We start from the raw sequence: 12355 nt of genomic DNA on the forward strand, positions 1-12355 counted from the left end.
CTGCTGTTTGGTGCCCCGAGGGAGACTCGAACTCCCACTTCTTGCGAAAACGGATTTTGAATCCGCCGCGTCTACCAATTCCGCCATCAGGGCTCAATGGCGGCGAAGTATAGAGATGAGGTTGCCGTTGGTCAATCGACTTTCATGGTCAATTTTCACTTATTCCGCTAAACTTTCCGGCCCTGCTAGACGAACCCCATCATGCGTGTTGCTGACTTTACCTTCGAGCTCCCTGATTCGCTGATCGCCCGCCATCCCTTGGCCGAGCGTCGCGGTAGCCGTCTGTTGACCCTGGATGGGGTTACGGGCGCCCTGGCCCACCGTCAATTCACTGATTTGCTCGAGCATTTGCGCCCGGGCGATTTGATGGTGTTCAACAATACCCGGGTGATTCCGGCGCGGCTGTTCGGTCAAAAGGCCTCTGGCGGCAAGCTGGAAATCCTCGTCGAGCGGGTACTGGACAGCCATCGTGTGCTGGCCCATGTGCGCTCCAGCAAGTCACCGAAGCCGGGGTCAAAGATTCTTATCGATGGCGGCGGTGAGGCTGAGATGCTGGCTCGGCACGATACGTTGTTCGAGCTGGGGTTTGCCGAAGAGGTGCTGCCGCTGCTGGATCGCGTCGGCCACATGCCGTTGCCTCCTTATATAGACCGCCCCGATGAAGGTGCCGACCGCGAGCGCTATCAGACGGTGTACGCCCAGCGCCTCGGTGCCGTGGCGGCACCAACGGCGGGACTGCATTTCGATCAGCCGCTGTTGGAGGCGATTGCCGCCAAAGGCGTGGAGACCGCGTTTGTGACGTTGCACGTCGGCGCTGGTACGTTCCAGCCGGTGCGGGTCGAGACCATCGAAGAACACCACATGCACAGCGAATGGCTGGAAGTCGGCCAGGAGGTGGTGGATGCAGTGGCTGCGTGCCGTGCGCGCGGTGGGCGTGTCGTCGCGGTGGGCACCACCAGCGTGCGTTCCCTGGAAAGCGCTGCTCGCGATGGGGTGCTCAAGCCTTTCAGCGGCGACACCGACATCTTTATCTACCCGGGCCGTCCCTTCCATGTCGTGGATGCCCTGGTCACCAATTTCCATTTGCCGGAGTCCACGCTGTTGATGCTGGTTTCCGCCTTCGCCGGTTACCCCGAAGCCATGGCCGCCTACAAGGCTGCCGTCGAGCAGGAATACCGCTTTTTCAGCTACGGTGATGCCATGTTCATCACCCGTAATCCCGCGCCACGCGGCCCAGAGGACACTGTATGAGTCGCACCTGTCGTATGTCGTTCGAGTTGCTTGCCACCGATGGCAAGGCACGTCGCGGCCGCCTGACCTTTCCTCGCGGTACGGTGGAAACGCCGGCCTTTATGCCGGTCGGCACCTACGGCACGGTCAAGGGCATGCTGCCGCGGGATATCGTCGCCACCGGCGCCGAGATCATTCTGGGCAATACCTTCCACCTGTGGCTGCGCCCAGGCACCGAGGTCATCAAGAAGCACGGCGACCTGCATGATTTCATGCAGTGGAGTGGCCCGATCCTGACCGACTCCGGTGGTTTCCAGGTGTTCAGTCTGGGCGCCATGCGCAAGATCAAGGAGGAGGGCGTGACCTTCGCCTCGCCGGTGGATGGCGCCAAGGTTTTCATGGGGCCGGAAGAGTCCATGCAGGTGCAGCGCGACCTGGGTTCGGACATCGTGATGATCTTCGACGAATGCACCCCGTACCCGGCCGATGAAGACGTGGCGCGAATCTCCATGGAGCTGTCGTTGCGCTGGGCTCAGCGCTCGAAGAATGCCCACGGTGAAAATACCGCGGCGCTGTTTGGCATCGTCCAGGGCGGCATGCACCAGGATTTGCGCATGCGCTCCCTGGAAGGCCTCGATAAGATCGGCTTTGACGGCCTGGCCATCGGCGGCCTGTCGGTGGGCGAGCCGAAGCATGAAATGATCAAGGTCTTGGACTACCTGCCAGGCCAAATGCCAGCAGACAAACCTCGTTACCTTATGGGGGTTGGCAAGCCGGAAGATCTGGTTGAGGGTGTGCGCCGCGGTGTGGACATGTTCGATTGCGTGATGCCAACCCGCAATGCCCGCAATGGGCATCTGTTTATCGATACTGGCGTGCTGAAGATCCGTAACGCGTTTCATCGCCATGATGATTCGCCCCTGGATCCTACTTGTGATTGCTACACCTGCCAGAACTTCTCCCGCGCTTATCTGCACCATCTGGACAAGTGCGGCGAAATGCTCGGGAGCATGCTCAATACCATCCATAATTTGCGTCACTACCAACGCCTTATGGCTGGTTTGCGCGAGGCTATTCAACAAGGTACATTGGCCGCCTTTGTCGATTCCTTCTATGCCAAACGCGGGTTACCCGTGCCGCCTTTAGACTAAGTACTAAAGACGTTAAGCCACTAATTTTGCAATTATCGGAGTGATAAATGAGCTTTTTGATCCCTGCCGCGTATGCGGACGCCGCTGCACCTGCTGCTGCCGGTCCTGCTGGCACTGGTTTCGAGTGGATTTTCCTGGTCGGCTTCCTGGTCATCTTCTATCTGATGATCTGGCGTCCACAGGCCAAGCGCGCTAAAGAGCAGAAGAACCTGCTGGGCAGCTTGCAGAAAGGCGACGAAGTTGTGACCACCGGTGGTATCGCCGGCAAGATCAACAAAGTGACCGACGACTTCGTGGTTCTGGAAGTATCGGACTCCGTAGAGCTGAAGTTCCAGAAAGGCGCCATTGCCGCCACGCTGCCAAAAGGCACGCTGAAAGCGATCTAAGTTTCATCTTTTACCAATCGACGGGGCGCGCAAGGCGCCCCGCGTCATAAGCGGGCGGCGTGATGCTGAACAAATACCCTCTGTGGAAATACCTACTGATCCTGGCGGTGCTGGCGATCGGTTCTATTTATTCCGCTCCCAATCTATACCCGGATGACCCGGCGATTCAGGTCAGCGGTGCCAGCACGGCATTGCAGGTCACCCAGGCGGATCTGGATCGTGCGAGCAAAGCGCTTGCCGATGCCGGCATCAACGTCAAGGCTTCCTCGATTGCTGCCAATGGCAAGGGCGGTTTGCTGCGTCTGACCAAACAGGAAGACCAACTGCCGGCCAAGGACGTTGTACGCAAGGTCATGGGCGACGATTATGTTGTGGCCTTGAACTTGGCACAAACCACACCACAGTGGCTGCGTAACCTCGGTGCGCATCCGATGAAGCTGGGTCTGGACTTGTCGGGTGGTGTGCACTTCCTGCTGGAAGTGGACATGGAAAAAGCCCTCGACGCACGCCTGAAAGTCTACGAAGGCGACGTCAAGAGCCTGCTGCGCAAAGAGCGTCTGCGCTACCGCAGCCTGCCGCAGCTCAACGGTGCGATCCAGCTGGGCTTCAGTGATGAAGGCAGCCGTGAACAAGCCCGTGCACTGATTCGCAAGAACTTCACCGATTTCGATATCGTGCCGGCCGACCTCAATGGTCAGGCGGTGCTGCGTCTGACGATGACCCCGGCCAAGCTGGCGGAAATCCGTGAATACTCCATCAAGCAGAACTTGACCACGGTGCGTAACCGCGTCAACGAGCTGGGTGTTGCCGAGCCTCTGGTTCAGCGTCAGGGTGCCAACCGTATCGTGGTTGAGCTGCCGGGCGTGCAGGACACTGCTGAAGCCAAGCGGATCCTGGGTAAGACGGCCAACCTTGAGTTCCGTCTGGCCGCTGAGCCGGGCGCTTCGAAAGCCACTTCCGAAACCTTCGAATTCCGTGAAGGCAACCGTCCTTCGGCGCAGATCGAGCGTGGCCTGATCATCACCGGTGACCAGGTGACCGACGCCCAGGCGGGCTACGACGAGCACGGCCGTCCACAGGTGAACATCAAGCTTGATGGTCACGGTGGTGAGCTGATGAGTCGTTCGACTCGCAGCAACGTCGGCCGCAGCATGGCGGTGATCTTCATCGAGCAGAAGCCGATCACCACCTACGCCAAGCAAATGGTCAACGGCGTCGAAAAAGACGTCGCGGTGCAAAGCTTCAAGGAAGAGAAAAAAATCATCAGCTTGGCGACCATCCAGTCGCCGCTGGGCAGCCAGTTCCGGATTACCGGTCTGAATGGCCAGGGCGAGTCCTCCGAGCTGGCGCTGCTGCTGCGTGCCGGTGGTCTGGCGGCGCCGATGTACTTCGCTGAAGAGCGCACAATCGGTCCGAGCCTGGGTGCTGACAACATCACCAAGGGTATCGATGCGTCGCTGTGGGGCATGCTGTTCGTGTCGCTGTTCATCATCGCCATCTACCGCTTCTTCGGCGTGATCGCCACCGTGGCGCTGGCGTTGAACATGGTGCTGCTGCTGGCCCTGATGTCGCTGCTGGGGGCAACACTGACCCTGCCAGGCATCGCCGGTATCGTCTTGACCATGGGTATGGCGGTGGACGCCAACGTACTGATCTTCTCGCGGATACGTGAAGAGATCGCTGCTGGCATGAGCGTGCAGCGGGCAATCAACGAAGGCTTCGGCCGGGCATTCACCGCGATTCTCGACTCCAACCTGACCACTCTGCTGGTGGGCGGGATCCTCTTTGCCATGGGCACCGGCCCGGTCAAAGGGTTCGCGGTGACCATGTCCCTCGGGATCTTTACCTCGATGTTCACGGCCATCTGGCTGACCCGTGCGATGGTCAACCTGATCTTCGGCGGTCGTGACTTCAAGAAGTTGTGGATTTAAGGGGCTGCCATGTTACGTACTATCAACTTCATGGGCGTGCGCAACTTCGCGTTCGGCGTCACTGTGTTTCTTACCCTGCTGGCGTTGTTCAGCTGGTTCCATAAGGGTCTGAACTACGGCCTGGACTTCACCGGCGGTACGCTCATCGAGCTGACCTACGAGAAGCCGGCCGACGTCACCCTGGTGCGCAGCGAGCTGGTCAAGGCCGGCTATCACGAAGCCATCGTGCAGAGCTTCGGTGCTACCACCGATCTGTTGGTGCGCATGCCTGGCGAAGACCCGCAACTGGGTCACCAGGTGGCCGAGGCCTTGCAGAAGGTCGGCGGTGACAACCCGGCTCAGGTCAAGCGCGTCGAGTTCGTCGGCCCGCAGGTGGGAGAAGAGCTGCGCGACCAGGGCGGCCTCGGCATGCTTATGGCGCTGGGCGGCATCCTGATTTACCTGGCGTTCCGCTTCCAGTGGAAGTTCGCGGTGGGGGCTATTGTCTCGCTGATTCACGACGTGATCGTAACGGTGGGTATCCTCTCGTTCTTCCAGATCACTTTCGACCTGACAGTATTGGCGGCGGTGCTGGCGATCATCGGTTACTCCCTCAACGACACCATCGTGGTGTTCGACCGGGTGCGTGAGAACTTCCGTGTACTGCGCAAGGCCAGCTTGATCGAGAACATCAACATCTCGACCACCCAGACCCTGCTGCGGACCATGGCGACCTCGATCTCCACCCTGCTGGCGATCGTTGCGCTGCTGTTCTTCGGCGGCGACAACCTGTGGGGCTTCTCCATAGCCCTGTTTGTCGGTGTTTTGGCGGGTACCTACTCGTCGATCTACATCGCCAACGTGGTGCTGATCTGGCTGAACCTGAACAGCGAGGATCTGATTCCTACCGTGAACACCGAGAAGGAAGTCGACGAGCGTCCTTGACGGTCATTACTTCTCCGGTTGTCGACGAAAAAGGCGCGAGTGTTGAACTCGCGCCTTTTTTTGTTGCTCCAAGGCTGGGAGAAGCGCGGGCGTGTCCCGCTTGTGATGGTCAGGAGGTTCTATGAACAAGTCGTTGCTGGTGGGTGCGGTATTGGGTGCTGTCGGTGTCACCGCCGGGGGTGCCGTTGCCACCTACAGCCTGGTTAAAGGCGGCCCTGAGTATGCGCAAGTGCTGGCAGTTCAGCCGGTCAAACAACAGATCAAGACCCCTCGTGAAGTCTGCAAGGATGTCGCCGTGACTCGGCAGAAGCCGGTCAAGGATGAGCATCAGATCCTGGGGACGGTGGTCGGTGCGGTCGGCGGCGGTCTGCTCGGCAACATGGTGGGCGGCGGCAATGGCAAGAAGCTCGCCACGGTGGCTGGTGCGGTCGGCGGTGGTTATGCCGGTAACAAAGTGCAGGAAGGCATGCAGGAGCGTGATACGTACACCACCACGCAAACCCGCTGTAATACGGTCAATGACATCAGCGACAAGGTCGTGGGTTATGACGTGAAGTACGACCTGGGCGGCAAGCAAGGCCAGGTGCGGATGGATCGTGATCCGGGCAATCAGATTCCAGTGGATAAAGACGGTCGTCTGATCCTCGGCCAGAACGAAAATCAACCCGGGCAATAACCTTCCACTGTAGGAGCCAGCTTGCTGGCGGTCGTCGGCCTTGAGATCGCCTTCCTCGGCAAGCCGGCTCCTACAGGTTGGTGTTTTATGGGCATAAAAAAAGCACCCCTCGGGGTGCTTTTTTTGTCGCTGTTGCTTAGCGCTTCAGCGAAGCCGGCAGGTGCGGCTGGATGGCGGTCAGGACCGCTTTGAAGCATTTGGTGTTGCCTGCAACTACGTGGCCTTTTTCCAGGAAGTCATGACCGCCAGTGAAGTCGCTCACCAAGCCGCCAGCTTCCTGGATCAGCAGGGCGCCTGCAGCCATGTCCCACTCGGACAGGCCCGACTCCCAGAAGGCATCGAAACGACCGGCGGCGACGTAGGCCAGGTCCAGGCTGGCGGCGCCTGCGCGACGGATGCCGGCAGTCTGGCCAACCAAGGCGCGGAACATACCCAGGTAGTTGTCGAGGTTGTCCATCTGATCGTCGCGGAACGGGAAGCCGGTACCCAGCAGGGCGCCGTCGAGGCTGGTGCGACCGCTGACGCGCAGGCGACGACCGTTCAGCTGGGCGCCACGGCCACGACTGGCGGTGAATTCTTCCTGGCGAACCGGGTCCAGGACCACGGCGTGTTCCAGGCGACCACGGTATTTGCAGGCGATGCTGACAGCGAAGTGCGGAATGCCACGCAGGAAGTTGGTGGTACCGTCCAGTGGATCGATGATCCACAGGTACTCTTCGCCTTCGATGCCGTTACCGGCGTGCAGGCCGGTTTCTTCACCGAGGATGGAGTGGTTCGGGTAGGCTTTGCGCAGCGCGTCGATGATCTTCTGCTCTGCGGCACGATCAACTTCGGATACGTAGTCTTTGGCGTCTTTTTCGTCGACCTTGATGGTATCCAGGCGCTCGATGGAGCGGAAAATCAATTCACTGGCGCTGCGGGCGGCGCGCAGCGCGATATTCAGCATTGGCTGCATGGATGTGTCACCTAAGGTTGTTAAAGAAAGCCGGGCATTCTAGCAGAAAACTTTTACAGATGAAGGCCGGCGTGCGCTTTCGTAGCTTAACTTTCCGATGCTCTGTAAGATTTGCTCCCCTTTCCCCCGTCCGAGAGCGCCTCCCTTGCTGCAGAACATTCGTGTCGTCCTGGTTAATACCAGTCATCCTGGGAACATCGGTGGGGCTGCGCGAGCCATGAAGAACATGGGCTTGTCGCGGCTGGTGCTGGTCGAGCCGCGGGTCTTCCCTCACCACGAGGCCGATGCGCGCGCCTCGGGTGCTACCGATATCCTTGAAAACGCCCAGGTCGTCGCCAATTTGGAAGAGGCCCTGGTGGGGTGCACCTTGGTGTTCGGCACCAGTGCCCGTGATCGGCGTATTCCATGGCCGCTGCTGGATCCCCGTGAGTCCGGGGTCAAGGTAGTCGAGGAGGCCGGGCAGGGTGCCGAGATTGCCCTGGTCTTCGGGCGCGAAGACTCCGGGCTGACCAATGACGAGCTGCAGCGATGTCACTTTCACGTGCACATTCCGTCGGACCCGGCGTTCAGCTCTCTGAACCTGGCGACGGCGGTGCAGGTGCTGGCCTATGAGGTGCGCATGTCCTGGCTAGCGGCTGAAGGCCGGCCAAGCAAGGTCGAGAAAGATGAAGTGGCGTCGCCGCGCAGTGATGAGCTGGCGACCATGGATGAGTTGGAGCGGTTCTATGAGCATCTGCAGCAGACGCTGGTGGCCATCGACTTCCTCGATCCGGAAAAACCACGGCACTTGATGGCGCGCTTGCGCCGCTTGTACGGTCGTAGCTCGGTCAGTCGGGCGGAAATGAATATATTGCGCGGCATTCTCACGGAAACCCAGAAAGCGGCCCGTGGCGAGCTGCAAAAGCGGAAGGATCAATGATGTTCGAGCGTTTGCGTGAAGATATCCAAAGCGTGTTCCATCGTGACCCGGCGGCGCGCAATGCCTTTGAAGTGCTGACCTGCTACCCGGGCATGCACGCGATCTGGATCCATCGCCTGTCCGGTGCCTTGTGGGGGATGGGGTGGAAGTGGTTGGCGCGCCTGGTGTCGAACTTCGGTCGTTGGTTGACGGGCATCGAGATTCATCCAGGGGCCAAGGTTGGTCGTCGCTTCTTTATCGATCACGGCATGGGCATCGTGATTGGTGAAACCGCCGAGATTGGCGATGACGTCACGCTTTATCAGGGTGTCACCCTGGGTGGCACTAGCTGGAACAAGGGCAAGCGTCACCCGACCTTGGAAAATGGTGTGGTGGTGGGTGCGGGTGCCAAGGTGTTGGGGCCGTTTACGGTCGGTGCCGGCGCCAAGGTGGGCTCTAACGCGGTGGTTACCAAGGCTGTGCCCGCGGGTGCGACGGTGGTGGGGATCCCTGGTCGTATCATCATGAAGTCCAGTGATGAGCAGGAAGCCAAGCGCAAGGCCATGGCGGAAAAGCTCGGCTTCGATGCCTATGGCGTCAGTGAGGACATGCCGGATCCGGTGGCTCGGGCTATTGGCCAGCTGCTCGATCATCTGCAGGCTGTTGATGGTCGTCTCGAAGGTATGTGCGGCGCCTTGACGGAGTTGGGCAGTAACTACTGCGCGAAGGATCTGCCGGTGCTGCGTGACGAGGACTTCGCCGAGGTCAAGGATAAGGGCGACAGCCAGGTCGGCTAAGTCTCGGCCAGCCGGTTCTTTATTCGGGCTGATGGGGCAGTGAGTGGGTCGCAGGTGTCAAAAGCGACCCGCAGGTCAGTTGCTCCCATGGGGCTGTGCCATTACGTCGCAGACTTTGCTATGATTCGCGCGCTGTTTTGTGGGTAAACCCGACTAAAGTAGTTGGTCTTATAGTTGACTCGATTGCTCGGGTATTACATACTCGCCTCCATTCCGAAACTCCGTGGTACCTGTCCATGCGACTCACTACTAAAGGCCGATACGCGGTAACCGCCATGCTCGATCTGGCGTTGCACGCGCAACATGGCCCGGTGTCACTGGCCGATATCTCAGAGCGCCAAGGCATCTCCCTGTCTTATCTCGAACAGCTTTTTGCCAAACTGCGCCGTAGCAACCTGGTCTCCAGTGTGCGTGGCCCAGGCGGCGGCTATCAGCTTTCGCGTGACATGCAAGGGATCCAGGTCGCCCAGGTGATCGATGCGGTAAACGAGTCGGTCGATGCCACCAAATGCCAAGGGCTCGGTGATTGCCATGCCGGCGACACCTGTCTGACCCACCACTTGTGGTGCGATCTGAGCCTGCAGATTCACGAATTTCTAAGCGGTATCAGCTTGGCTGACCTTGTGACTCGCCGTGAGGTGCAAGAGGTAGCCCAGCGTCAGGATCAGCGCCGCTGTAATGGCAAGGCGCCGCGCCTGGACAAGATTGAAGCGTCCGCCGTCGAATGACAGCCAAAGAGCTAGCGGTACGCCAGCCAGCCTGATTTAGGAGAGAGTCCATGAAATTGCCGATTTACCTTGATTACTCAGCGACCACCCCGGTTGATCCGCGTGTCGCGCAAAAGATGAGTGAATGCCTGCTGGTCGACGGAAACTTCGGTAACCCGGCGTCCCGCTCTCACGTGTTCGGTTGGAAGGCTGAAGAGTCGGTGGAAAATGCCCGTCGCCAAGTGGCTGACCTGGTGAACGCCGACCCGCGTGAAATCGTCTGGACTTCCGGTGCTACCGAGTCCGACAACCTGGCAATCAAGGGTGTCGCGCATTTCTATCACACCAAGGGCAAGCACCTGATCACCTCGAAGATCGAGCACAAGGCTGTCCTGGACACCATGCGCCAACTTGAGCGTGAAGGCTTCGAAGTCACCTACATCGAGCCCGGTGAAGACGGTCTGATCACCCCGGCCATGGTTGAAGCCGCCCTGCGCGACGACACCATTCTGGTGTCGATCATGCACGTGAACAACGAAATCGGCACCGTGAACGACATCGCCGCCATCGGCGAGCTGACTCGTTCCAAAGGCATCCTGTTCCACGTTGATGGTGCTCAGTCCACCGGCAAGGTCGAGATCGACCTGCAGGCGCTGAAAGTCGACCTGATGTCTTTCTCTGCCCACAAAACCTACGGCCCTAAAGGCATTGGCGCGCTGTACGTCAGCCGCAAGCCGCGTGTGCGCCTGGAAGCCACCATGCACGGTGGCGGTCACGAACGCGGCATGCGTTCCGGCACCCTGGCCACTCACCAGATCGTCGGCATGGGTGAAGCCTTCCGCGTTGCCAAGGAAGACATGGCTGCCGAGAACGTTCGCATCAAAGCCTTGAGCGACCGTTTCTACCAGCAGGTCGAGCACCTGGAAGAGCTGTACATCAACGGCAGCATGACCGCCCGCGTACCGCACAACCTGAACCTGAGCTTCAACTACGTTGAAGGCGAGTCGTTGATCATGGCCCTCAAGGACCTGGCGGTTTCGTCCGGTTCGGCTTGCACCTCGGCGTCCCTGGAGCCTTCGTACGTACTGCGCGCCCTGGGTCGCAACGACGAACTGGCACACAGCTCGATCCGCTTCACCTTCGGCCGTTTCACCACCGAAGAAGAAATCGATTACGCCGCGCAGAAAGTCTGCGAGGCCGTTACCAAGCTGCGCGCTCTGTCGCCGCTGTGGGACATGTTCAAAGATGGTGTCGATATCTCGAAGATCGAGTGGGCGGCACACTGAATATAAGTCGCCGCAAACGGGTTCTGTAGAGCGTGTCGGCAACGGCGGTGTACGGAACCCCAAGAGCGACTCTCTGATGAGTGAGGATTAAGAATCATGGCTTACAGCGAAAAGGTCATCGACCACTACGAGAACCCGCGCAACGTCGGCAAGATGAACGCGGAAGATCCTGACGTCGGCACCGGCATGGTCGGCGCTCCGGCGTGCGGCGACGTGATGCGTCTGCAGATCAAGGTCAACGAGCAAGGCATCATCGAAGACGCCAAGTTCAAGACCTACGGTTGCGGTTCGGCTATCGCTTCCAGCTCCCTGGCTACCGAGTGGATGAAAGGCAAGACTCTGGATGAAGCAGAGACCATCAAGAACACTCAGTTGGCTGAAGAGCTGGCCCTGCCGCCAGTAAAAATCCACTGCTCGGTACTCGCTGAAGACGCCATCAAGGCCGCTGTTCGCGATTACAAGCAGAAGAAAGGCCTGATCTGATTTCGGATTCAGCTTTCACAGATTGAGCGACAAGTAAGGAGTCACGATGGCTATCAGCATGACAGAAGCGGCTGCTCAACACGTGCGACGTTCCCTCAATGGGCGCGGCAAAGGTGATGGGATTCGTCTGGGTGTCCGCACCACAGGCTGTTCCGGCCTTGCCTATGTGCTGGAGTTCGTCGACGAGGTGGGTGAAGAGGATCAGGTGTTCGAAAGTCACGGCGAGAAAGTGATCATCGACCCGAAAAGCCTGACCTACCTGGACGGCACCGAGCTGGATTTCGTCAAGGAAGGGTTGAACGAAGGCTTCAAGTTCAACAACCCCAACGTGCGCGGTGAATGTGGCTGCGGCGAAAGCTTCAACATCTGAGGCTTCTCGTGGGTACTCCTTGTCATTTCGCTTTATTTGAGCTGCAGCCCGGCTTTCGCCTGGATCTCGAGCAGCTGGCTACGCGCTACCGTGAGTTGGCGCGTGGTGTTCATCCGGACCGTTTTGCCGATGCCAGCGAGCGCGAGCAGCGCTTGGCGCTGGAACAGTCCGCGAGCCTCAACGAGGCCTACCAGACGCTCAAAAGTCCTCCCAAGCGCGCACGTTACTTGCTCGCCTTGAATGGGGGTGAGCTGCCGCTGGAGGTCACGGTGCATGATCCGGAGTTTCTTCTGCAGCAGATGCAATGGCGCGAAGAGCTCGAAGACCTGCAAGACAGTGCCGACCTGGGTGGTGTAGCCGCCTTCAAGCGCCGTCTGAAATCGGCTCAGGATGAATTGAACGAAAGCTTCGCAGCCTGTTGGGATGATGCGGCGCAACGTGAACAGGCTGAACGCCTGATGCGGCGCATGCAGTTCCTCGACAAGCTCACCTACGAAGTGCGCCAGTTAGAAGAGCGCCTCGACGATTAACCCAGTGCCGCCCCGGTCGCACGCCTGATAT

General features: G+C 59.3%; 14 protein-coding genes and 1 tRNA gene. 13 read left to right on the forward strand and 2 right to left on the reverse strand.

Annotated features, from left to right (window positions below):
* Positions 1–8: 8 nt before the first annotated feature.
* A tRNA-Leu gene (locus tag M1B34_RS28405) sits at positions 9–93 on the reverse strand.
* Positions 94–201: 108 nt separating this feature from the next.
* On the opposite strand from M1B34_RS28405, the gene queA reads away from it, so the two are divergent.
* From queA to M1B34_RS28435, 6 genes are all read left to right on the forward strand, one after another.
* Positions 202–1251, forward strand: a complete 1050-nt coding sequence (gene queA, locus M1B34_RS28410; RefSeq protein ID WP_123328777.1) for a tRNA preQ1(34) S-adenosylmethionine ribosyltransferase-isomerase QueA — start codon at positions 202–204, stop codon at positions 1249–1251.
* 14 nt (positions 1252–1265) lie between these two features.
* Positions 1266–2381 (forward strand): tRNA guanosine(34) transglycosylase Tgt, encoded by a 1116-nt coding sequence (gene tgt / locus M1B34_RS28415; RefSeq protein WP_185039113.1) that lies wholly within the window; start codon positions 1266–1268, stop codon positions 2379–2381.
* Positions 2382–2428: 47 nt separating this feature from the next.
* Complete coding sequence (gene yajC / locus M1B34_RS28420) at positions 2429–2767, forward strand: preprotein translocase subunit YajC (RefSeq protein WP_011063224.1); 339 nt, start codon at positions 2429–2431, stop codon at positions 2765–2767.
* 62 nt (positions 2768–2829) lie between these two features.
* Positions 2830–4698 carry a protein translocase subunit SecD gene (gene secD / locus M1B34_RS28425; protein WP_123328775.1) on the forward strand — a complete coding sequence of 623 codons (1869 nt, stop codon included), beginning with the start codon at positions 2830–2832 and terminating at the stop codon, positions 4696–4698.
* A 9-nt stretch (positions 4699–4707) separates the two neighbouring features.
* The gene (secF, locus tag M1B34_RS28430) at positions 4708–5622 is read left to right on the forward strand and encodes a protein translocase subunit SecF (protein WP_268261800.1); all 915 of its coding nucleotides are present in this window, start codon (positions 4708–4710) and stop codon (positions 5620–5622) included.
* A 121-nt stretch (positions 5623–5743) separates the two neighbouring features.
* The gene (locus M1B34_RS28435; protein WP_123328773.1) at positions 5744–6298 is read left to right on the forward strand and encodes a glycine zipper 2TM domain-containing protein; all 555 of its coding nucleotides are present in this window, start codon (positions 5744–5746) and stop codon (positions 6296–6298) included.
* A 136-nt stretch (positions 6299–6434) separates the two neighbouring features.
* On the opposite strand, the gene suhB is transcribed toward M1B34_RS28435, so the two are convergent.
* Entirely contained in the window at positions 6435–7253 is an 819-nt protein-coding gene (gene suhB, locus M1B34_RS28440; protein WP_123328772.1) for a type III secretion system regulator SuhB, read from the reverse strand.
* Positions 7254–7398: 145 nt separating this feature from the next.
* Here suhB and trmJ point away from each other — a divergent pair, with 145 nt between their 5' ends.
* The 7 genes from trmJ (at position 7399) to hscB (ending at position 12324) form a co-directional block, all read left to right on the forward strand.
* Complete coding sequence (gene trmJ / locus M1B34_RS28445; protein WP_123328771.1) at positions 7399–8172, forward strand: tRNA (cytosine(32)/uridine(32)-2'-O)-methyltransferase TrmJ; 774 nt, start codon at positions 7399–7401, stop codon at positions 8170–8172.
* Positions 8172–8948 (forward strand): serine O-acetyltransferase, encoded by a 777-nt coding sequence (cysE, locus tag M1B34_RS28450; RefSeq protein ID WP_123328770.1) that lies wholly within the window; start codon positions 8172–8174, stop codon positions 8946–8948. Before trmJ ends, cysE begins: the two co-directional genes overlap by 1 nt.
* A 236-nt stretch (positions 8949–9184) precedes the next feature.
* On the forward strand, positions 9185–9676 hold the full coding sequence (gene iscR, locus M1B34_RS28455; RefSeq protein ID WP_011063217.1) for a Fe-S cluster assembly transcriptional regulator IscR: 492 nt from the start codon (positions 9185–9187) through the stop codon (positions 9674–9676).
* A 50-nt stretch (positions 9677–9726) separates the two neighbouring features.
* Complete coding sequence (locus M1B34_RS28460; RefSeq protein WP_123328769.1) at positions 9727–10941, forward strand: IscS subfamily cysteine desulfurase; 1215 nt, start codon at positions 9727–9729, stop codon at positions 10939–10941.
* Positions 10942–11037: 96 nt separating this feature from the next.
* On the forward strand, positions 11038–11424 hold the full coding sequence (gene iscU / locus M1B34_RS28465; RefSeq protein ID WP_007929523.1) for a Fe-S cluster assembly scaffold IscU: 387 nt from the start codon (positions 11038–11040) through the stop codon (positions 11422–11424).
* A 46-nt stretch (positions 11425–11470) separates the two neighbouring features.
* A complete protein-coding gene (iscA, locus tag M1B34_RS28470; RefSeq protein WP_123328768.1) occupies positions 11471–11794 on the forward strand; it encodes an iron-sulfur cluster assembly protein IscA in 324 nt (107 codons plus the stop codon).
* 8 nt (positions 11795–11802) lie between these two features.
* The gene (gene hscB, locus M1B34_RS28475) at positions 11803–12324 is read left to right on the forward strand and encodes a co-chaperone HscB (RefSeq protein WP_123328767.1); all 522 of its coding nucleotides are present in this window, start codon (positions 11803–11805) and stop codon (positions 12322–12324) included.
* Positions 12325–12355 lie beyond the last annotated feature (31 nt).

Source organism: Pseudomonas morbosilactucae (genome assembly GCF_023241715.1).
GTDB classification, from domain to species: domain Bacteria; phylum Pseudomonadota; class Gammaproteobacteria; order Pseudomonadales; family Pseudomonadaceae; genus Aquipseudomonas; species Aquipseudomonas morbosilactucae.

Bases quoted from the DNA above. Each gene is read 5' to 3' on its own strand.
- queA (WP_123328777.1), top strand. From the start codon at position 202: ATGCGTGTTGCTGACTTTACCTTCGAGCTCCCTGATTCGCTGATCGCC.
- tgt (WP_185039113.1), top strand. From the start codon at position 1,266: ATGTCGTTCGAGTTGCTTGCCACCGATGGCAAGGCACGTCGCGGCCGC.
- yajC (WP_011063224.1), top strand. From the start codon at position 2,429: ATGAGCTTTTTGATCCCTGCCGCGTATGCGGACGCCGCTGCACCTGCT.
- secD (WP_123328775.1), top strand. From the start codon at position 2,830: ATGCTGAACAAATACCCTCTGTGGAAATACCTACTGATCCTGGCGGTG.
- secF (WP_268261800.1), top strand. From the start codon at position 4,708: ATGTTACGTACTATCAACTTCATGGGCGTGCGCAACTTCGCGTTCGGC.
- M1B34_RS28435 (WP_123328773.1), top strand. From the start codon at position 5,744: ATGAACAAGTCGTTGCTGGTGGGTGCGGTATTGGGTGCTGTCGGTGTC.
- suhB (WP_123328772.1), bottom strand. From the start codon at position 7,253: ATGCAGCCAATGCTGAATATCGCGCTGCGCGCCGCCCGCAGCGCCAGT.
- cysE (WP_123328770.1), top strand. From the start codon at position 8,172: ATGTTCGAGCGTTTGCGTGAAGATATCCAAAGCGTGTTCCATCGTGAC.
- iscR (WP_011063217.1), top strand. From the start codon at position 9,185: ATGCGACTCACTACTAAAGGCCGATACGCGGTAACCGCCATGCTCGAT.
- M1B34_RS28460 (WP_123328769.1), top strand. From the start codon at position 9,727: ATGAAATTGCCGATTTACCTTGATTACTCAGCGACCACCCCGGTTGAT.
- iscU (WP_007929523.1), top strand. From the start codon at position 11,038: ATGGCTTACAGCGAAAAGGTCATCGACCACTACGAGAACCCGCGCAAC.
- iscA (WP_123328768.1), top strand. From the start codon at position 11,471: ATGGCTATCAGCATGACAGAAGCGGCTGCTCAACACGTGCGACGTTCC.